We start from the raw sequence: 19,602 nt of genomic DNA on the forward strand, positions 1-19,602 counted from the left end.
GATCGGTGGGCGTCCAGCACCGGGGCCCCCGGGCGCCCCGGGGCGGGGGTGTGCCAGGGCGATCCCCGCAGGACGACGCAGTAAGGGCACGGCTTCCCTGCGGTGTGGGGGAGTCTGCGGCGTCCGAGGAGACGCCCTGGTGGACCCCCGCCCCCGGCCCACCCGACTTGTCCGTCCAGTCCGAGAACCCCTGCAAGACCGATCAAGGAGACCGAACCCGTGTCCCGTACCACCCTCAGACGGGGAGCCGTCGCCGCTCTGTGCGCGGCGCTCATACCCGTCGTCCCGGCGGCAGCCACCACCGCCGCGCCGCGGCCCCCGGGCCCGCCGTCGGACGCGCGGCTCGCCGCCGAACCCGCACGGCACGATCTGACCCGCGAGCAGTTCTACTTCGTCATGCCCGACCGGTTCGCCGACGGCGACTCCTCCAACGACCGCGGCGGGCTGACCGGTTCGCGGCTGGAGACCGGCTACGACCCCACGGACAAGGGGTTCTACCAGGGCGGAGATCTCAAGGGCCTGACGGACAGGCTCGACTACATCAAGGGCCTCGGCACCACCGCCATCTGGCTCGCCCCGATCTTCAAGAACCGCCCCGTGCAGGGCACCGGCAAGGACGCGTCGGCCGGTTACCACGGTTACTGGATCACCGACTTCACCCAGGTCGACCCGCACTTCGGCACCAACGCCGACCTGTCGAAACTGATCGACAAGGCCCACAGCAAGGGCATGAAGGTCTTCTTCGACGTCATCACGAACCACACTGCGGACACCGTCGACTACGCCGAGAAGAAGTACGGGTACAGGCCGAAGGGTGCCTACCCGTATCTCGACCGGGACGGCCGCCCGTTCGACGACACCAAGGGCCTGGCGAAGGTCGACACGGAGTCCTTCCCGTACACCCCTGAGAACACCGGGGAGAAGGTCCCGGCCTGGCTCAACGACCCGACGATGTACCACAACCGCGGTGACTCGACCTATGCCGGCGAGTCCACCACGTACGGCGACTTCTCCGGCCTCGACGACCTGTGGACCGAGCGTCCCGAGGTCGTCTCCGGCATGGAGAAGATCTACGAGAAGTGGGTCCGCGACTTCGACATCGACGGGTTCCGGATCGACACGGTCAAACACGTCGACCTGGACTTCTGGACCCAGTGGGCGACCGCCCTCGACACCTACGCCGCCCGCCACGGCCGCGACGACTTCTTCATGTTCGGCGAGGTCTACTCCGCCGACACCGCACTCACCTCTCCGTACGTCACCCGGGGCCGGCTCGACGCGACGCTCGACTTCCCGTTCCAGGAGGCGGCCCGGCAGTACGCCTCGCAGGGAGCCCCCGCCACGAAGCTCGCCGCCGTCTTCGGCGACGACTACCGGTACACCACCGACAAGGCCAACGCCTATGAGCAGGTGACCTTCCTCGGCAACCACGACATGGGCCGCATCGGCGCGTTCCTGAAGCAGGACAACCCGAAGGCCGACGACGCCGAGCTGGTGGACCGGGCCCGCCTCGCCAACGAGGTGATGTTCCTCAGCCGCGGCAACCCCGTCGTCTACTACGGCGACGAGCAGGGCTTCACCGGCGCGGGTGGCGACAAGGACGCCCGCCAGACCATGTTCGCCTCGAAGACCGCCGACTACCTCGACGACGACCAGCTGGGCACCGACCGTACGCACGCCTCCGACGCGTACGACACCGGCCACCCGCTGTACCGGAACATCGCCGCGCTCTCCGAACTGACCAGGAAGAACCCGGCCTTGCGCGACGGCGTCCAGACCGAGCGGTACGCGGAAGGGTCCGTCTACGCCTTCTCCCGTACGGATCCCGAGCGGTCGAACGAGTACGTCGTCGCCACCAACAACGGCACCGCTGCGAAGACCGTCGAGCTTCCCACCGCGTCGGCAGCCATGAACTTCCGTACGTTGTACGGTGGTTCCGGTACGGTCCGCAGCGGTTCGGACAAGAAGATCACCGTCACCGTGCCCGCCCTGGCCAGCATCGTGCTGCGCGCCGAGAATCCGCTGGGCGCCCCCGCCGCCAAGCCCTCGATCGCGCTGACTGCACCCGCCGCCGGAGCCACCGGCACGGTGGAGATCTCCGCGGACGTCGACGGAGGGTCGCTCAACCGGGTCGTCTTCGCTGCCCAGACCGGCAACGGAGCATGGGTCACCCTCGGTTCCGCCGACCACGCCCCGTACAAGGTCACCCAGCACGTGGACGACAAGGTGGCGGCGGGAACGCCGCTTCGCTACAAGGCCGTTGTCGTCGACCGCACCGGACGGACCGCGAGCACCCTCGCCTCGACGACTGCGGGACAGGCCCCGGCGGAAGGTAAGCCCGTCGCCGTCGAGCGCGACTACGCCGTCGTCCACTACAAGCGCGCGGACGGCGACTACGACGGCTGGCACATCGAGTCGGGCGAGACGTCCGCCGAGTTCACCGGACGCGACGCCTACGGTGCGTTCGCCTGGATCAAGCTCGACGAGGGCGTGTCCTCCGTCCCGTACACCGTCGAGAAGGACGGCACCGCCGACGGGCCGCAGCGCACCGTCGACCTGGCGAGGACCGGGCAGGTCTGGATCGAGCAGGGCAAGGACGGCCAGGCCGACGAGGCCCCCGAGGGCGCCTATCCGGCCCAGGACACGACGAAGGCCGTCCTGCACTACCACCGGGCCGACGGCGACTACGACGGCTGGGGACTGCACACCTGGACCGGCGCCAAGGAACCCACGGACTGGTCCAAGCCGCTCCAGCCGGTGAAGAAGGACGCCTACGGCGTCACCTTCGAGGTGCCGCTCACCGACGGCGCCACCTCGCTCAGCTACATCCTTCACAAGGGCGACGAGAAGGACCTCCCCAGCGACCAGTCGCTCGACATCGCCACGTACGACCACGAGGTATGGATGGTCGCCGGACAGCCCGGCTACCTGCTGCCGCAGACCGGCGGTGCGCCCACCCCCGACCTCACGAAGGCCGAGGCACAGTGGATCGACTCCGACACCGTCGTGTGGAAGGTGAAGGCCGGCGACGCCACCAGCCAGCAGCTCGTCTACGCGAAGGACGGCGGGATCTCCGTCGTCGACGGGGCGCTCTCGGACGAGGGCCGGTGGCTGCGGCTCACCCCGTCCACGCTCACCGACGCCCAGAAGGCGAAGTACCCGCACCTCAAGGACTACCCGGCGTTCACGGTCGACCCGCGTGACCGGGACAGGGTCCGCGAGGCGCTGCGCGGCCAGCTGATCGCCACCCAGCGCGCCGCCAACGGCGCTCTGCTCGCCGCGACCGGCGTACAGAGCGCGGGTGTGCTCGACGACCTGTACGGGAAGAGCGCGAGCACCGCGGCGCTCGGTCCGGTCTTCGCCCACGGCCGTCCCACCCTCTCCGTCTGGGCTCCCACCGCGCAGACCGTCGCCCTGGAACTCGACGGGAAGAACATCGCGATGCGGCGCGACGACCGCACCGGCGTCTGGTCCGTCACCGGTACCGCGCAGTGGACCGGCAAGCCGTACCGCTATGTGGTGAAGGTGTGGGCGCCCACCGTCCAGAAGATCGTCACCAACAAGGTCACCGACCCGTACTCCACCGCCCTGACCACGGACTCCGCCCGCAGCCTCGTCGTCGACCTCGACGCCCCGGCACTCGCCCCGAAGGGCTGGACCGGACTGAAGAAGCCCGCCGCCGTGCCGCTGCGGGACGCCCAGATCCAGGAGCTGCAGATCCGCGACTTCTCGATCGCGGACCCCACGTCCGAGCACCCGGGCGAGTACCTCGCCTTCACCGACACCCGCTCGGACGGGATGAAGCACCTCAAGGAGCTCGCCGACTCCGGCACGAGCTACGTCCATCTGCTGCCCGCCTTCGACATCGGCACCATCCCCGAGAAGAAGTCGGCCCAGCAGAAGCCGGCCTGCGACCTGTCCGTGTACGCCGCCGACTCCGAGGAGCAGCAGGCGTGCGTGGCGAAGGCCGCCGCGAACGACGGGTTCAACTGGGGCTACGACCCGCTGCACTACACGGTTCCCGAGGGCTCGTACGCCTCCGACCCCAACGGCACCCGGCGTACCGTCGAGTTCCGGCAGATGGTGCAGGGGCTGAACGGCGCCGGACTGCGGACCGTCATGGACGTCGTCTACAACCACACCGTCGCCTCCGGCCAGGACGACAAGTCCGTCCTCGACCGGATCGTGCCCGGGTACTACCAGCGGCTCCTGGACGACGGCACCGTCGCCACCTCCACCTGCTGCGCCAACACCGCGCCCGAGAACACCATGATGGGCAAGCTCGTCGTGGACTCGATCGTCACCTGGGCCAAGGAGTACAAGGTCGACGGCTTCCGCTTCGACCTGATGGGCCACCACCCGAAGGCGAACATCCTCGCCGTCCGCAAGGCTCTCGACGCGCTGACCGTCGCCAAGGACGGCGTCGACGGGAAGAAGATCATCCTGTACGGGGAGGGCTGGAACTTCGGTGAGATCGCCGACGACGCCCGTTTCGTCCAGGCCACCCAGAAGAACATGGCCGGCACCGGCGTCGCCACCTTCTCCGACCGGGCCCGCGACGCCGTCCGCGGCGGCGGCCCGTTCGATGAGGACCCCGGCGTCCAGGGCTTCGCCAGCGGCCTCTACACCGACCCCAACACCTCGACCGCCAACGGCACCCGCGCCGAACAGAAGGCCCGGTTGCTCCACTACCAGGACCTGATCAAGGTCGGCCTGACCGGCAACCTCGCCGACTACACCTTCACCGACTCCTCGGGCCGAGCCGTCAAGGGCTCGGGTGTCGACTACAACGGGGCCCCCGCCGGGTACGCAGCGGTCCCCGGCGACGCCCTCTCCTACGCCGACGCCCACGACAACGAGTCGCTGTACGACGCGCTCGCGTTCAAGCTGCCGGTGGGCACCTCGGCCGCCGACCGGGCCAGGATGCAGGTCCTGGCGATGGCGACCGCCGCTCTCTCGCAGGGCCCGTCGCTCTCCCAGGCAGGCTCGGACCTGCTGCGCTCCAAGTCCCTGGACCGCAACTCGTACGACAGCGGCGACTGGTTCAACGCACTGCACTGGGACTGCCGTGACGGCAACGGCTTCGGCCGCGGACTTCCCCCGGCAGCCGACAACGAGTCCAAGTGGTCCTATGCCAAGCCGTTGCTGACCGCCGCCGCGCTCAGCCCCGGCTGCGCGCAGATCAACGGCGCCTCCGCCGCGTACCAGGACCTGCTCACCATCCGCACGACGGAGAAGGAGTTCGACCTCTCCACCACGGAGCAGGTGCAGTCCGCCCTGTCGTTCCCGCTCTCCGGGAAGGACGAGACGCCCGGTGTGATCACGATGCGGCTCGGAGACCTGGTGATCGTCCTCAACGCGACCCCCGGCACCGAGCACCAGCAGATCGCGGACCTGGCCGGGAAGGACTACGCCCTGCACCCCGTCCAGGCCGCGGGGGCGGATTCTACTGTCAAGAAGGCCTCGTACGAGAGGAGTTCGGGAAGCTTCACCGTCCCGGGACGCACGGTGGCCGTGTTCTCCCTGAGGTGACCTGGACCGGACTACGTTGAGGCCAGCCGCCGGGGAGTGAGCCACATCCCACACTCCCGGGCGCGCCCCTCCCACCACATGGACCGGTCACGGCCCGCTGTCCCGTACGCACAGGCGATGGGTGTGCACCCGCGCCGTACGGGCCGGCGGGCCGGTTCAGCCCGCCCCGGCCGTCCGGGCAGAAGGAGCAGGGCGCCCCGGCACTCCACCGGCGGAGCAGGTTTCGATCGTGCCGCGTGCCGGACAGTGACAGTGACGGTGACCATGGTGGGAAACATTCCCGAGGAGACGACGAGCTTCGTCGGACGCGCGGCGGAACTCGCCCGGCTCGAAGACACGCTCGGTGCCTGCCGGCTGACCACACTCGTCGGCGCCGGTGGCGTCGGTAAGACCAGACTCGCGGTCCGCGCCGCCCGGCAGGCCGCACCCGCGCATCGCGACGGGGTCCGGTGGGCGGATCTCTCCCCGCTCCAGGGCGACGGGCCGCTCGTCGCCACCGTGTCCGACGCCGTCGGGCTCGCCGCCCACACCCTGCGCACGCCCATCGACGCCCTGTGCGAATGGCTCACGGACAAACAGCTGTTGCTCGTCCTCGACTCCTGCGAACATCTGCGCCCCTCGTGCAGCCACCTGCTCGGCGAGATCCTCACCACGTCGCCCGGTCTCACCGTGCTCGCCACCAGCAGACAGCCCCTCGACATCAAGGGCGAGCGGCTCATCGAGGTGGCACCGCTGCCGGTCGAAGGGGTGGCCGACGCACTCACCCTGTTCCAGGACCGGGCCCGGGCCGCGGACCCCGACGTCACCTTCGACGCACCGGGGGAGGCCGAGGCCGCCGCCGAGATCTGCCGCCGCCTCGAAGGCATTCCGCTCGCCATCGAACTGGCCGCCGGAGGCATCGGCCGGCACACCGTCGAGCAGGTCGCCGCACGGATCGGCTCCCGCTTCGACGTACTCACCGACGCCTCGCTGTGGCCGCCGCGCCACCGCACCCTGCGCACCACGATCGGCTGGAGTCACGAACTCTGCACCCCGCTGGAACGGCTGCTCTGGGCCCGGCTGACCGTCCTGCGCGGCGACTTCGACGAAGCGGCCGCACGTGAGGTCTGCGCCGAAGGTCCGCTCACCGAGGACGGTGTGGTCACCGCGCTGAGAGGACTGGTCGCCAAGTCCGTCGTCAAACGGGACGGCGGGCGGCACCGGATGCTCGACACGATCCGTGAGTACGGCCGGATGTGGCTCGCCGAGCTCGGTGAGGAACCTTCGACGCCCCGCGACGCGCCTCACCGTGGGCCGTGACCTGTCCGCCCCTGACCCGCCGGGCCCGCACGGCCCCGGGTCATGTCGGTCGGTCCCACCGGAACGACCAGGCGCGTTTGCCGAGCACCCGCACCCCGGCGTACCCGGTGAGGGACTCCTCGCATCCCTGCCGGGTGAGCGGTGAATGCCCTTGTGCGGTCACGTCGATCACCGTAAAGGTGAGATCCGACAACGGTCCTCACCGCACCCCGGAGCCTCAGATGCCGCAGATCACCGTCGACTACTCCGCCGAACTCGACGACGCCTTCGACCGCCGCGGCTTCGCACAAGCCCTCCACCCGTTGGTGGCCGAGACGGTCACCACGAAGATCGCCGCCTGCAAGACCCGCTTCCGCCGCGTCGACGAGTCCGTCGTGGCCGACGCCGTCACCGGCGACGCGATCCTGCACATCTCGATCGGCCTGCTGCCCGGCCGCTCCGACGAGATCAAGGCACAGCTCACCGAGTCCGTACTGGAGCTGCTGACCGCACACATCAAGCTCACCGACGGCCTCACGGTGCACGCCTCGGCCGAGACCCGCGACCTGGACCCGTCCTACCGCAAGCGCTGACCCGTACGGTCGTCAGGACAACCGCTGCGAGGGCACAGCCGGCACGGCGGGCGACAAGGCGGAGAGCCGCGTCAGCAGATCTCCGAAGGGCCCGTCGACCGGCTCCTCAGCGAGGACCCGTAGCACGATTCCCGCCATCTCCGTGTCGTAGGCCGCACTCACCGCGGCCAGCGCCGCGAAGTCGTGCACCAGCTGCATCTCCAGCTCCGCGCGGGGAATCCGCCGCCCGTCCAGCCAGATCAACGCCGTCGACTCGGCGAGCGACACCCACGACCGCACGACCAACTCCAGCCGCGCCGAGGGCTGCTCCACCCCCAGGTGGGCGAGTATCTGCTCGTACGCCGCCTGCCGCACCCCGTCGATCATCGCGTTCGCCGTCGACGACCCGACCGCGGGCCCGCCCCGCATCAGCGCGGAGAACCCGGGCCCGTGCTCGTCCACGAAATCGAAGAACCGCCCCATGACCCGCAACAGCCGTGCCCCCAGGGGCCCTTCGTGCGGTTCGAGGAACCGCACCGCCAACTCATCGGCCGCCCGCCGCAGCGCCGCCTCGTACAGGCTCTGCTTCCCCGGGAAGTAGTGGTAGACGAGCGGCCGGGAGATCCCGGCGGCCGCAGCGATCTCATCGATGGACACCTCGTCGGGGGCACGGTGGCTGAACAACTCCAGCGCGACACCGATCAGCTGCTGTCTGCGCTCATCGACGCCCATCCTGCGCCGCACCCCGGTCGTCATGCCACCAGCGTACCGACCGGGCCGAGAAGTGGGTTCGGTGGTGTCCGGGCGGCCCGCGCCCATACCTGCCTACAGATCCAGCACCAGGCGTTCCCCCCGGCACCGCGACACGCAGATCAGCATCGAGTCGTCGCGTTCCGTGTCCGTCAGGAGTTCGTCGCGGTGGTCTATCTCGCCCTCCAGTACGCGCTGTTGGCACGTTCCGCAGAAGCCCTGTTCGCAGGAGTACGAGACATACGGGAGTTCTTCCCGGACCGCGGCCAGGACCGACTGCCCGGCCGCGACCCGGACCGTACGGCCGGTGCGGCGCAGTTCCACCTCGAAGGCACCGGAGCCGGCCGGTGACGTGGCAGCCGCCGTGAAGCGTTCCAGGTGCAGGGCGCAGTCCGCCGGAAGCGCGGCCGTGACCGCTTCCGTCAGAGGTTCCGGGCCGCAGCAGTAGACCGTCGTGCCGGGCGCCAGATCCGTGAGGGCTGCCGCCGCGTCCGGGTGGCCGGATTCGTCCTCCGGTACGACCGTGATGCGGTTGCCTTCCGCGCCGAGCTTCTCGATCTCGTCCAGGAACGGCATCGAGGCGCGTGTACGGCCTCCGTACAGCAACCGCCAGTCGGCACCGGAGGCGGCAACCGCCCGCAGCATCGGGAGGATCGGGGTGATGCCGATGCCGCCCGCGACGAAGACGTACGCGGGGGCTCCGGTGACGAGCGGGAAGCGGTTGCGGGGGCCGCGGATCTCGATCTCCACGCCCTCGTGCAGCTGGGCGTGGACTTCGCGCGAACCGCCGCGGCCGTCCTCGACCAGGCGGGTCGCGACCGTGTACGTGTCAGGCGCGGCCGGGTCGCCACAGAGCGAGTACTGACGCACCAGGCCCGAGGGGAGGACCAGGTCCAGGTGGACGCCGGGCTGCCAGGCGGGGAGGTCCGGGCCCTCCAGGCGGAGTTGGACCACGCCGTCGGCGGGCGTGGTCCGCTCGGTGATCAGCAGGCGGCGGGTGGTGGTGGAGCGGCGGCCGGAGTGTCCCGAGACCGGTTCCTCCAGGGCCGGCAGCGGCCACAGCGGGGACTTCTCGATGCGGCGGTGCAGGGCGCGCTTGGCGAGCAGCGCGGCGCCGGTCACGAGGAGGACGGTGCGCAGGCGGGGCAGGGCCATGGGTCAGTGGGTTCCCGTCATACGGGCCTCGGCGGCCAGAGCCGCGGGCGAGTGGGCGAGATAGTCGAGGGCCTGCGCCGTACTGCCCTCCTGGGAGGGGTGGTAGGAGTGGCTCAGATAGCGCGGGATGGAGCGCAGCAGGGCGGGCGTGGAGGGCAGGGTGCCGCGCTTGCCGCTGTCGTAGAACGCCTTGAACGACGCCTTGCCGTCCAGCAGGCTGGGGTCGTTCTCCATGAAGAAGCGGACACCGCGCTGCCAGAGGAAGACCAGGGCGGAGAAGGCCAGTCCCCAGGTGCGCACCCGGCGCCGGTAGCCGCCGTCGACATGCATGAAGACCTCGAAGGCCACCGAGCGGTGTTCGACCTCCTCCGCGCCGTGCCAGCGCAGCAGGTCCAGCATGGTGGGGTCGGCCCCCTCGCGGTCCAGGGCCTCGGAGTTCAGGATCCAGTCGCCGAGAAACGCCGTGTAGTGCTCGATCGCCGCGATGATCGCCACCCGCTCCATCAGCCACCACCTGCGGGCGCGCCCCGGTGGGAGCGTCCGGTCGCCGAGCAGCTTCTCGAAGAACCAGTCGACCTGTGCGGTGTACGGGGTCGGGTCGAGCCCCAGCTTCTTGAGGTGGGGGAGCACGTCGTCGTGGGCCTGGGAGTGCACGGCCTCCTGGCCGATGAACCCGATCACGTCGCGTCGCAGCTGCTCGTCCTGGATGTACGGAAGCACCTGTCGGTACACATGGATGAACCAGCGCTCCCCGGCCGGGAGCAGCAGATGGAGCACATTCATCGTGTGCGTGCTGAAGGGGTCGCCCGGCACCCAGTGGAGGGGAGTCCTCTCCCAGGCGAACGAGACCTTGCGGGCCTTCAGCTCGGTTCGCTCCGACGCGACCGCCGCTGGCTGCGTGTTAGACATGTTGTCAATGTACTGACGGGTACGCGGGTGGAACAGAGGCGTGCAGCGAATTCCTGCCCTCACCGATCGGTGGGCGACAAGGGGGTGCCGCCCATCGCCTTGTCGCGGCGACCGCCGGTAGTTCGCCCCGGACCGTGCCCGGTCGGTGGTGCGGTGCGGGCCCGCGCGAACGCGTCGGGCCCGTGGCGGCCCTCCTCGGTGGAGGGCGCCACGGGCCCAGTTCAAACTGCGGTTCGGATCGGATCAGCGGGAGCGGAACAGGTTGTGGCCCCAGTACCCGCGGTCGTGGCGGTTGTGGCCCCAGCGTCCGTGGTTGCGGTGGTCGTGGCCCCAGCGTCCGTGGTTGCGGTGGTGGCCCCAGCGTCCGTGGTCGCGGCGGTCGTTGCCCCAGCGTCCGTCGTCCCGACGGTCGCCGTCCCCGTGCCGACCGTCCTTGACCTGCACGGAGTGGGCGACGCCGGCAGTGCTGGGCGCGGCGGCCTGAGCTGCGCCGGCACCGCCCAGCACGACGACGGCGGCCACACAGACGGCGGCAGCGAAGCGTGGAACATGCATGGATATCTCCTGTCGCAGCAGGCGGCGAAGCGCCTGCTCGGATTTGACCTCGCAACCGTCGCCCGCCGACGGCCGTTGACGACCGCGCCACGCGCTCCAAGACACCCGATCTGCTGCAATGCCGCCGATCGTGGAACCGAGCCCTGTAGGCAATCCGTGGACCTCCGTCCGCTTCCCCCGTCCCCTCCCGTGTCCGTCGCCACCCGCTCTTCGGCACCCGGCCCCACCTGCTGTTTCTCACCGCGGCATCAGGGGCGCGCCCGTCCGGCGGCGACTGCGCGTCCCGCTCCGCGGGCACGCCGAATGGCCCACCGCCGCGGGCCATTCGGCCGAGCAGAGGATCACGACGTGCAGCACGGAAGGGCGCGGCGGCATGGTCAGCGCAGGGCGCCCACCCGCCTCCCGTCCGCCAGCAGCCCGCTCAGCTGCGCCCGGTCGCCCGCCTGTGCCGGTACCGCGAGCAGATGCCCCTGCGCCCGGCCCCCGACCCCGCCGGACGTCGACAGCGACGCGAATTCCTGGCTGCCCGCCGCCAGTACGTACCAGCGGCCGCCACGCGACTTCCACAGCACACCCGCCAGCACCCGCGGATCCCGGACCCCGCAGGCCGGTGAATCCTCGGCGCGCGCCGCGACGGCTCCCGGCGACACCACACCGCCTGTGGCGGGCGGCGCGGACGGGGCCTGGAACTGGGCGAGAACCCTGCTCCCCGGGCCCCGCCAGGTCTCCGCCCGGGTGCACAACCACTGCGCGTAGCCGTTGCCCTCGGGCAGCCACTGCCGGGCGTACGGCCAGGAGTTCACCGACCGCACGCCGCGCGACCGGACCGCCGTCAGCAGACATGCGGTTCGTGCCCAGCTCTCCCGATCGGCCCGCCCGGACACGTCGTGCGGCGCCGACGGCGACCCCGAGGTCAGCCGGGCCGGGGCGAGTTCGCCGAGATCCGTGAGCAGCCGGGTCGACGTACCGGCTCTCATCTCGACGGCGGGCCAGGATCGGCAGCGCGCGGCGGTTGCCGGGCTCGGCAGGGCATCGGTGACGCCGTTGCGGTTGCGGTGCAGCAACCGTGCGGCCCTGGCGGGGGCGAGCAGATTCCGTACGGACACCCCGCGTACCCAGGGCGCCGTCAGATAGCGGACCGTGCGACGCCCACGGCTCACGATCAGGGCGTCGGCGGAGGTCGCGTCCGCGCCGTCGACCCGCGCGAAGTCGAGCGCCGCGCCCCGAGCCGGATCGGCGTTGCGGGCCTCCGCGTACCGCACGATGCGCAGCCCGTCGTAGAACAGCACGACCGAGGCCGTCCCCACCTCTCCCGCGTAGAGCAGCTGTGGGGAGCCCATCGGCGGTCCGACCGGCGTCCCCGGCGTCGTCGACGACCGCACCGATGCGCCGGGGCGCGCCCAGACCGCGAGTGCCCGCCGCAGCAGCCGGGCGTCGTCGGTGCGGTCCCCGCGGGTCGGCCAGGCGGTGAAGTCGGTACGGGGCGAGCGCTTCCAGTAAGCCGGGGCCACACGCCGTAACGCCGTTGGTTCCAAGGCCTGTTCGGCCGCCGGGTTGCGGGCGTACAGAGGCGCGGACGTCAGGTCCCGGCCCCAGCCGTTGCCGGGCAGACCCAGCAGTGCCCCGCACACCAACAGTGCGGCGACCGCCGCCAGCGCAGCCTTCGCGTGCCGGCGGCGACGGAGCAGATCCGGCGGGCGGGCCTGAAGGGAACAGGGGTCGAACTCCGTGGAGGCCAAAAGCGCGTACGGCGCCGCCACCGCGTCGGCCTCCATCAGCGCCGCATGCGGGTCCGCCACACCGGCGGCGGCGAGCACCCGCCGTACCTCGCCGTCCGCGAGACCCTCCAGGCCGCGCAGGACGTGTGCCGCGCGCGCAGGTCCGGACAGCGCCGACAGTGCCTGGTCCAGGGCGAGTTCGTCCGCGCCGCCGGAGTGCGGGAACAGCCGCAGGCCCCAGACCAGCGGGAGGAGCGGCGGCAGTTGGGCCCGTCGCGGCCACGCCGACCGGCGCAGTGGAAGGCCCGCCTGCAGTGCGGTACGCAGCACCCGTTGCCGGACGAGCGCGTAGCCCGGCTCGGCCCCGGTCGCACTGACGGGCCGGCGGGGGAGCGGGACGCCGTCCCCGGCGGCGAGTGTCGTCCGGCGTCCCGGCGGCAGGGACCGCTGGGCCAGGGAGTGGGCGGTCAGCACGCGGCGGTTGCGGCCGAGGGAGGGCGGCAGTACGAGATAGCCGAGCCGGACCAGCCGCGGATAGTGCTCGACGAGCGCTGCTTCGGCCTGCTCCACATCGACCTGCTCACCATCCACCGGGGCAGCGGCGGAAGGTACTTCTGGCAGTGGGCGCACGTTCAGCAGAACGAGCGAATCGTGCGATGGTCACTCCGGCGTACGGTCCGCGCTGCCCGATCCGGCCGTTCGGCGGCGCCGATGGGAACGAAGGGGCACGATGGCTGGATGGTGACGCAGTGGGAGATGCGACGAGGACGTGGTTCCGGGACCGGTGGGTTCAAGGCCGGTGGGTTCAAGGCCGGTCGGTTCGGGGCCGGCAGGCTCGGGATCCGGGCAGCCGCGGCCGCCCTCGCGGGCCTGGCCCTTCTCACGGCCTGTTCAGCCGGCGGGGGCGGCGACGCCGAGCCGGACGTCCCGCCGACCGCGACCGGCAGCCTGGAGCAGCTGGCCACGAAGGCGCACTGCAAGCCGAACATCCAGACCGACGCGCAGGAACTGCGCCAGGCCAACTGCACGACGGACGAAGGACGTTATGTGCTGGCCACCTTCGCCTCCGACCGCGGGCAGCGCGAGTGGATCAACGAGGCCAACGACTACGGAGGTTCGTACCTCGTCGGCCGGAAGTGGGTAGCCGTCGGCGAGCCGAACGTGGTCGCAGCGCTGCGCGGCCGGCTCGGGGGGACGGTGGAGACCGCCTCGCCGCACCACTCGGGGAGTAGTGGCAGTGGGGGGAGCGAGGCAGGGCACTCCGGTCACCACGGGAGCTGACCGCGCAGGTAGGAGGGGTGGGGTGCTGCTGAGGGGGGAATCAGCGGCACTTGCGCCCGCCGTTGATGCAGCTCACCACCTTCTTCATCAGCTTGTCGTCGAAGACGTTGATGAAGTCACCGTGATCGGTGACGGGCTTGTGCAGTTGCTCCGGGAAGGAGTCGACGGCGAAGCCGGGGCCCGGCGGCACGTCGTACACGATGCGCTGGACCAGCTGCGGAATGGCTCTGAAGCCGTTCGGGCACCGCCCGTTGTCCTGGGCGAAGGCGACATGGGTGCGGTGATTGGCGGAGTCGGTGTTCTGTCCGTCCCAACAGCTCTGGAATGCGAACGAGCGGACCACCTGGCTGCCGTCCGGGCAGATCGGGTATTTGTCCTTGAGCTGCCGGTTCTCGAATCCGGTGCAGCTCCATGAGGCATTGGCGTTGGCGTCGCCGTTGGTGAATGCCTTGGCGTCTCCGGTGATGATCCGCAGGAAGCGCGGCATCGCCCTGACCTTCCCGGTGGGATTGCCGACGAATTTCAGCGTGACCTGGGACGGAGTCTGGATCTCTCCGACGTTCTGGTCCTTGCCACCGCCGTCCGCGTCCGCGTCGTTCTCCGCCGTGCCGTTCTGCAGACGCAGGACAGGCCAGTAGTACGTGGACCTGTCCCCCTGGTTCCGGCAACTGGTATCGCCATTGGCCAGATCGTCATCACTGGCGAAGGCGTCATTGGCCTGATTACCGACGTAATCGTGCATATGGTGAGCGCCGTTGCTCACGCCGGGTGCGACGATGACATTGTCCGGGTTGAATTTGCCGTTCTCGTTACGCCCGCAGTCGGTGGTGAACGTACCGCGCGAGGCGCCGCGGCGTTGGCGTGGTCTGTCGACATTCGGCTGCACGGACTGGATGTCGACGAAGTCGGAGGCCTCGGGGCCGTTGCCCTGCTGCCCCTGACCGTCGTCGCCGTCCTGGCCGCCGTCCTGCCCCTGGCCCTGGTCGGCACCCTGATCGCCGCCTTGGCCCTGATCGGCACCCTGATCGCCGCCCTGGCCCTGGTCGGCACCTTGATCATCGCCCTGGCCGGCGTCCTGACCCTGGCTGTCGCCGGATCCGTAGCCACCGCCGCCCTGGTTGTTGTCGTCGGCGCGCAGACTGCACGGAGCCAGCCCGTCCAGTCCTTGCGGGCGGTCCGCGTTGCGCTCGACGGCGGTGGCGATACGGTCGATACTCGCCGTCCGCTTGGCCTTCAGCGGACCGAGTACGGCATTCTCGGCAAGGTTGGGATCACGGGAGATCTCGTCCTTCCGATCTGCGAATTGCTGGTAGGCATCGGTGATCTGGGTATCCATCGCGGCCAGTTCGCGGTCGACCTCCCAGCGCGCCTCGGCGGGCACATCGGGAAGTTCGTTGCCCACGTCGGGGCAGTCGATGGTGGACATCTGGGTGCCCATATTCCACGTGCGGTCGGGTGGTGAGCCGGACGCGCCTTCTCCCGCCGAAGCGTAGACATTGACAGCGATCAAGCCACCTCCGCCCAGAATCAATGCGGCCGAGGCGACAATCGCCCGGTTGGCCAGCGTCGAACGTTTGCGTGATGTGCGTCCCATGGAACTCCTCATGCTTCGAGGGAGAAGCGTGACGTTCCATACGGGTGTGGTTCGGGGGGCGTTCAGCGAAAGGGGAAGTTCGTAGAAATCTCCATTCTCAAAACGGGTCACATGGGGGCGGGAGCGAACTCGGCGAACTGTGCGGCTATCGATGCATCGACCATCGGGTCGGCCGGTCTCGACATCGTGCCGATGCGATGCGATGCGATGCGATGCGATGCGATGCCAATGCGGTGCGATGCGATGCGATGCCAATGCCGGTGCGATGCGATGCCGATGCCGGTGCGGGCCGGTGTCGACGCCGAGGTCCGACCGGCTGCGCGCCGACCGGGCCGGGTGCTCGGGGGCGAGCCGCTGCGGGCGCTGGAGTCGGATCTGCGCGCGACGGCGCCCGCCGACGGGTTCCGGCTCGGCGCTGCGGTGTGGCTCAACGGCTGAGGTGCCCTCCGAGTGACCCTCGCAATAGATGGGACGTATTTCGTAGGCACCCTTCCCGTGGGCCTCATTGTGCGACAGCATGCGCAGGTCGACACCCAATAGATCCGACCAATGAGGTCGAGAATGAGAGGGAACCATGGCACGACGCACTCGTGTGCTCAGTGCGTTCGCACTGGCTGCCGCGGCGGCGCTCGTTCCCGTGCAGGCCACCGCCCAGCAAGCCGCACCCGCCGCACCGCCGGGCACCCCGTGCGCCGCACCTGTGAAGCCCGCTTCGCAGATGGCCGTCGAGTCCTGCGACAGCCCCGAGCGGATCATCGAGAAGGCCGCGAACATCGTCCCGACCCCCGGCCAACTCGCCTGGCAACAGCGGGAAGTCACGGCCTTCACCCACTTCGGCATGAACACCTTCACGGGCCGCGAATGGGGATCGGGTACCGAGGACGAGAAGCTCTTCGCCCCGAAGAGCATCGACGCCGACCAGTGGATGCGTGCCTACAAGGCGGCCGGTGCAGAGCAGGTCATGCTCACCGCCAAGCACCACGACGGGTTCGTCCTGTACCCGTCCCGCTACACCGACCACTCCGTCGAACTCAGCCCCGGCAGCCCCGATGTCGTCGGCGCCTACGTGAAGGCCGCCCGTAAGGCGGGCCTGAAGGTCGGCCTCTATCTCTCGCCCTCCGACGGTGCCGAACTCCCGCACGCCTGGCATGCCCAGTGGGTCGAGTCGATCCGCAAGAAGCAGGCGGAGGGCAAGTCGCTGAGCCTGCCCGAACAGATGGCGCTGGAGGACGGCGACCGGGCGCCCGCGGGCGAGGGCAGGTTCGGCAACGGCAGTGCCGTCACCGAGCGCACCATCCCCACCCTCGTGCCCGGCGACGACCGCGCCGCCGCGGTCAAGCGTCACAAGCTCCCCACCTTCACGGTGATGGCCGACGACTACGACGCGTACTACCTCAACCAGCTCTACGAGATCTTCACCCAGTACGGGCCGATCGAGGAGCTCTGGCTGGACGGCGCCAACCCCTGGTCCGGCTCCGGCATCACCCAGAAGTACAACGTCAAGCAGTGGTTCGACATGGTCAAGGCGCTGTCGCCGAACACCGTCGTCTTCCAGGGCCCACAGGGCGTGCGCTGGGTCGGCAACGAGGGCGGCACCGCCCGTGAGACCGAGTGGAGCGTCACCCCGCACGCCACCGACCCGTGGACCGGACTCGGCAGTCTGCCCAACGACTCGACCGACGCCGACATCGGCTCGCGCGCCAGGCTGCTCGACCCGACGACCAAGTACCTGCAGTGGTACCCGGCCGAGGCGGACGTCTCCATCCGGCCCGGCTGGTTCTACCACCCGGACCAGCAGCCCAAGACTTCCGCACAGCTGATGAACCTGTACGAGAAGAGCGTCGGCCGGAACGCCTCACTGCTGCTCAACGTGCCGCCCGGCCAGGACGGCCGGATCGCCGACGCGGACGTCGCGTCGCTGACGGCCTTCGGCAAGGCGGTACGCAGCACCTACGGCACCGATGTGCGGCGTACGAAGGGTCGTACGTACACCTTCGACCGGGTCGCCGTCCGCGAGGACATCCGGCACGGACAGCGGGTCGAGAAGTTCGCCGTGGAGGCCAGGATCGACGGCAGCTGGCAGCGGATCGCCGAGGGCACCACGATCGGTAACCGGCGCATCCTGCCGCTCGCCTCGCCCGTCACCGCGACAGCGGTACGGGTCAAGGTCCTGGAGTCCCGGGCCACACCTCACCTCGGGGCGACCACGCTGCACCTGAGTTCGACCGGATGAGCCGCCGGCCGGGGGCAGGGGGTCACCCCCGGTCGAGATAGGCCAGCACCGCAAGAACGCGGCGGTTGTCGTCGTCGGACGGCGGCAGGCCGAGCTTCCCGAAGATATTCGAGGTGTGCTTGGCCACCGCCCGCTCCGTGATCACCATCTTCGAGGCGATCGCCACGTTCGAACGGCCCTGAGCCATCAGCTCCATGACCTCCAGCTCGCGCGGTGTCAGCCCGCCCATCGGCTTGTCCTGCGCCCGTCGCGACAGAAGCTGCGAGATCACCTGCGGGTCCATCGCCGTGCCGCCGGCCGCGACCCTGCGTACCGCGTCGATGAACTGGTCGGCGTCGAAGACCCGGTCCTTGAGCAGGTATCCGATGGCCCCGTTGCCGTCCGCCAGCAGCTCGCGAGCGTACAACTGCTCCACATGCTGGGAGAGTACGAGCACCGGCAGCCCCGGCCGGGCCTTTCGGGCCGCCAGTGCGCACTGCAGGCCCTCGTCCGTGTGGGACGGCGGGAGCCGGACGTCGACGACGGCGACGTCCGGCTCCAACTCGGCCAGTGCCCTGGTCAGTTCGGGCCCGGTCTCGACGGCGGCCGCGATCTCGAAGTCGTACGCCTGCAGCATCCGCACCAGACCGTCGCGCAGCAGAAAGAGATCTTCGGCTAGGACAACTCGCAAGGGATCTCCATGGTCACCATGGTGGGACCGCCCGCGGGGCTGCTGACGGCCATGATGCCGTCGAATGTACCGAGTCGGCGTTCGATACCGCTCAGTCCCGAGCCCGGTCCGATCGTCGCGCCGCCCTTCCCGTTGTCCGTGACGGAGATCCGCAGCATCGAGTCGGCGTGGTGGATGTCCACCCAGAGACGGTCCGCCCCCGAGTGCTTGGCGGCGTTCGTCAGGGTCTCGCTGACCGCGAAGTACGCGGCCGACTCGACCGGTGCCTCGGCGCGACCGGCCAGCTCCACGTCGACCTCGGCCGCGATGGGCAGCCGCAGTGCCAACGCCTTGACGGCGTCCCCGAGTCCGCGTTCGGCCAGGACCGGCGGGTGGATCCCCCGCACGAGGTCGCGCAGCTCGGTGAGGGCTTCCGCCGAGGACTCGCGGGCCGTCGCGAGAAGCCTCTTGGCCTGCGCCGGGTCCTTCTCGATCAGCGCCTCGATCGTGCCCAGATTCATGCCCATGGCGACCAGCCGGGCCTGCGCGCCGTCGTGCAGATCGCGCTCGATACGGCGCAGTTCGGACGCGGCGGTGTCCACGGCCTCGTGCCGGGTCTCGGTGAGCCGGTCGATCCGCCGGGCCAGCTCCTGTTCATGGGTGGGCGCCAGCAGCGAGCGCGCGATCACGAAGTGCAGCCGCAACAGCGGATTGCTGACCTTCAGACCCGTCAGGAAGAACACCACACCGAGCGCCGCGGCGGCCAGCGCCGTCGCCTGGCTGTCGACCGGCACGAACGCGTACCAGTACCGGTCGTCCGTGAAGACCCGCCACAGGCCCGCCGCCAGGACGAACCCCTCCACCGGATAGAGCAGCAGCGCCGAGGCGAGGACCGACACGAAGTAGCCGGCCGTCATGTCGACCAGCAGCCACTGGATGTCCCGCCAGGTCGCCGGATCCTTCAGCATCAGCGTCGTCCGCTCCACCTGCCCCGTGAACCCGCCACGCAGGTCCTTCGGGAAGGGACGGTAGGGGACCGGGATGCGGACGTCCGACCAGGTCGCCGCCAGCAGCCGGCGCTGGTTGGCGTGCCTGCGGACCGCGTCCAGCACCTGTGGGGTGGTGAACAGGCCCAGGCCCAGCGGAATGAAGGCGATCGAGAGCACCGCCAGGACGAACAGGGTGATCGATCCGGCGAGGCCGGCGATCGACAGTACGATCCCGCGCCCGGCGGCCAGCAGCGCGGACCGTATCCGGCTCTGCATCGCGTTCATGATGGTCCCTCTCCCCTTGCCGGGCCCCTCGTGACAGGCCGCGGTCCGAGGACAGTCTCACCCGGCGGTCAGGCGTGACGTCAGCCGTTTCGCCACCCGGGA

13 protein-coding genes and 1 pseudogene are annotated in these 19,602 nt (G+C 70.0%); 5 read left to right on the forward strand and 9 right to left on the reverse strand.

Going from position 1 to position 19,602, the window contains the following annotated elements:
* The first annotated feature begins 219 nt into the window (after nucleotides 1-219).
* The gene (gene pulA, locus OG963_RS31425) at nucleotides 220-5,532 is read left to right on the forward strand and encodes a pullulanase-type alpha-1,6-glucosidase (protein ID WP_371799705.1); all 5,313 of its coding nucleotides are present in this window, start codon (nucleotides 220-222) and stop codon (nucleotides 5,530-5,532) included.
* A 264-nt stretch (nucleotides 5,533-5,796) separates the two neighbouring features.
* Nucleotides 5,797-6,792: pseudogene (locus OG963_RS31430) on the forward strand (NB-ARC domain-containing protein); the annotation flags it as partial.
* Nucleotides 6,793-6,871: 79 nt separating this feature from the next.
* Here the strand turns inward: OG963_RS31430 and OG963_RS31435 are convergent.
* A complete protein-coding gene (locus OG963_RS31435; protein ID WP_256328139.1) occupies nucleotides 6,872-6,994 on the reverse strand; it encodes a hypothetical protein in 123 nt (40 codons plus the stop codon).
* A 58-nt stretch (nucleotides 6,995-7,052) separates the two neighbouring features.
* On the opposite strand from OG963_RS31435, the gene OG963_RS31440 reads away from it, so the two are divergent.
* Complete coding sequence (locus OG963_RS31440; RefSeq protein ID WP_093774781.1) at nucleotides 7,053-7,403, forward strand: 5-carboxymethyl-2-hydroxymuconate Delta-isomerase; 351 nt, start codon at nucleotides 7,053-7,055, stop codon at nucleotides 7,401-7,403.
* Nucleotides 7,404-7,415: 12 nt separating this feature from the next.
* Here the strand turns inward: OG963_RS31440 and OG963_RS31445 are convergent, their stop codons facing one another.
* The 5 genes from OG963_RS31445 to OG963_RS31465 all read right to left on the reverse strand — a co-directional run bounded on the left by OG963_RS31445 (nucleotide 7,416) and on the right by OG963_RS31465 (nucleotide 13,099).
* A complete protein-coding gene (locus tag OG963_RS31445; protein ID WP_030926216.1) occupies nucleotides 7,416-8,138 on the reverse strand; it encodes a TetR/AcrR family transcriptional regulator in 723 nt (240 codons plus the stop codon).
* Between the two features lie 69 nt (nucleotides 8,139-8,207).
* Nucleotides 8,208-9,287: a 2Fe-2S iron-sulfur cluster-binding protein gene (locus tag OG963_RS31450; RefSeq protein WP_371799706.1), complete on the reverse strand. Its 1,080-nt coding sequence runs from the start codon at nucleotides 9,285-9,287 to the stop codon at nucleotides 8,208-8,210.
* Nucleotides 9,288-9,290: 3 nt separating this feature from the next.
* The gene (locus tag OG963_RS31455) at nucleotides 9,291-10,196 is read right to left on the reverse strand and encodes a metal-dependent hydrolase (protein WP_093774787.1); all 906 of its coding nucleotides are present in this window, start codon (nucleotides 10,194-10,196) and stop codon (nucleotides 9,291-9,293) included.
* 243 nt (nucleotides 10,197-10,439) lie between these two features.
* Nucleotides 10,440-10,751, reverse strand: a complete 312-nt coding sequence (locus tag OG963_RS31460) for a hypothetical protein (RefSeq protein ID WP_093774789.1) — start codon at nucleotides 10,749-10,751, stop codon at nucleotides 10,440-10,442.
* A gap of 377 nt (nucleotides 10,752-11,128) precedes the next feature.
* Nucleotides 11,129-13,099 (reverse strand): hypothetical protein, encoded by a 1,971-nt coding sequence (locus OG963_RS31465; RefSeq protein WP_371126410.1) that lies wholly within the window; start codon nucleotides 13,097-13,099, stop codon nucleotides 11,129-11,131.
* Nucleotides 13,100-13,309: 210 nt separating this feature from the next.
* On the opposite strand from OG963_RS31465, the gene OG963_RS31470 reads away from it, so the two are divergent.
* Nucleotides 13,310-13,750 (forward strand): hypothetical protein, encoded by a 441-nt coding sequence (locus tag OG963_RS31470; RefSeq protein WP_371800331.1) that lies wholly within the window; start codon nucleotides 13,310-13,312, stop codon nucleotides 13,748-13,750.
* A gap of 40 nt (nucleotides 13,751-13,790) precedes the next feature.
* Here the strand turns inward: OG963_RS31470 and OG963_RS31475 are convergent, their stop codons facing one another.
* The gene (locus tag OG963_RS31475; protein WP_371800332.1) at nucleotides 13,791-15,344 is read right to left on the reverse strand and encodes a DUF1996 domain-containing protein; all 1,554 of its coding nucleotides are present in this window, start codon (nucleotides 15,342-15,344) and stop codon (nucleotides 13,791-13,793) included.
* Nucleotides 15,345-15,918: 574 nt separating this feature from the next.
* Between OG963_RS31475 and OG963_RS31480 the strand changes: the two genes are divergently transcribed.
* A complete protein-coding gene (locus OG963_RS31480; protein ID WP_176902224.1) occupies nucleotides 15,919-17,577 on the forward strand; it encodes an alpha-L-fucosidase in 1,659 nt (552 codons plus the stop codon).
* 22 nt (nucleotides 17,578-17,599) lie between these two features.
* On the opposite strand, the gene OG963_RS31485 is transcribed toward OG963_RS31480, so the two are convergent.
* Together OG963_RS31485 and OG963_RS31490 are read right to left on the reverse strand one after the other, a co-directional pair.
* On the reverse strand, nucleotides 17,600-18,247 hold the full coding sequence (locus OG963_RS31485; RefSeq protein WP_030926226.1) for a response regulator transcription factor: 648 nt from the start codon (nucleotides 18,245-18,247) through the stop codon (nucleotides 17,600-17,602).
* Complete coding sequence (locus tag OG963_RS31490) at nucleotides 18,232-19,500, reverse strand: sensor histidine kinase (RefSeq protein WP_093774797.1); 1,269 nt, start codon at nucleotides 19,498-19,500, stop codon at nucleotides 18,232-18,234. The genes OG963_RS31485 and OG963_RS31490 overlap by 16 nt, the downstream gene beginning before the upstream one ends.
* Nucleotides 19,501-19,602: the final 102 nt, after the last annotated feature.

This window comes from Streptomyces sp. NBC_01707, assembly GCF_041438805.1.
Lineage (GTDB): Bacteria > Actinomycetota > Actinomycetes > Streptomycetales > Streptomycetaceae > Streptomyces.

Bases quoted from the DNA above. Each gene is read 5' to 3' on its own strand.
- OG963_RS31440 (WP_093774781.1), top strand. From the start codon at position 7,053: ATGCCGCAGATCACCGTCGACTACTCCGCCGAACTCGACGACGCCTTC.
- OG963_RS31445 (WP_030926216.1), bottom strand. From the start codon at position 8,138: ATGACGACCGGGGTGCGGCGCAGGATGGGCGTCGATGAGCGCAGACAG.
- OG963_RS31450 (WP_371799706.1), bottom strand. From the start codon at position 9,287: ATGGCCCTGCCCCGCCTGCGCACCGTCCTCCTCGTGACCGGCGCCGCG.
- OG963_RS31455 (WP_093774787.1), bottom strand. From the start codon at position 10,196: ATGTCTAACACGCAGCCAGCGGCGGTCGCGTCGGAGCGAACCGAGCTG.
- OG963_RS31460 (WP_093774789.1), bottom strand. From the start codon at position 10,751: ATGCATGTTCCACGCTTCGCTGCCGCCGTCTGTGTGGCCGCCGTCGTC.
- OG963_RS31475 (WP_371800332.1), bottom strand. From the start codon at position 15,344: ATGGGACGCACATCACGCAAACGTTCGACGCTGGCCAACCGGGCGATT.
- OG963_RS31480 (WP_176902224.1), top strand. From the start codon at position 15,919: ATGGCACGACGCACTCGTGTGCTCAGTGCGTTCGCACTGGCTGCCGCG.
- OG963_RS31490 (WP_093774797.1), bottom strand. From the start codon at position 19,500: ATGAACGCGATGCAGAGCCGGATACGGTCCGCGCTGCTGGCCGCCGGG.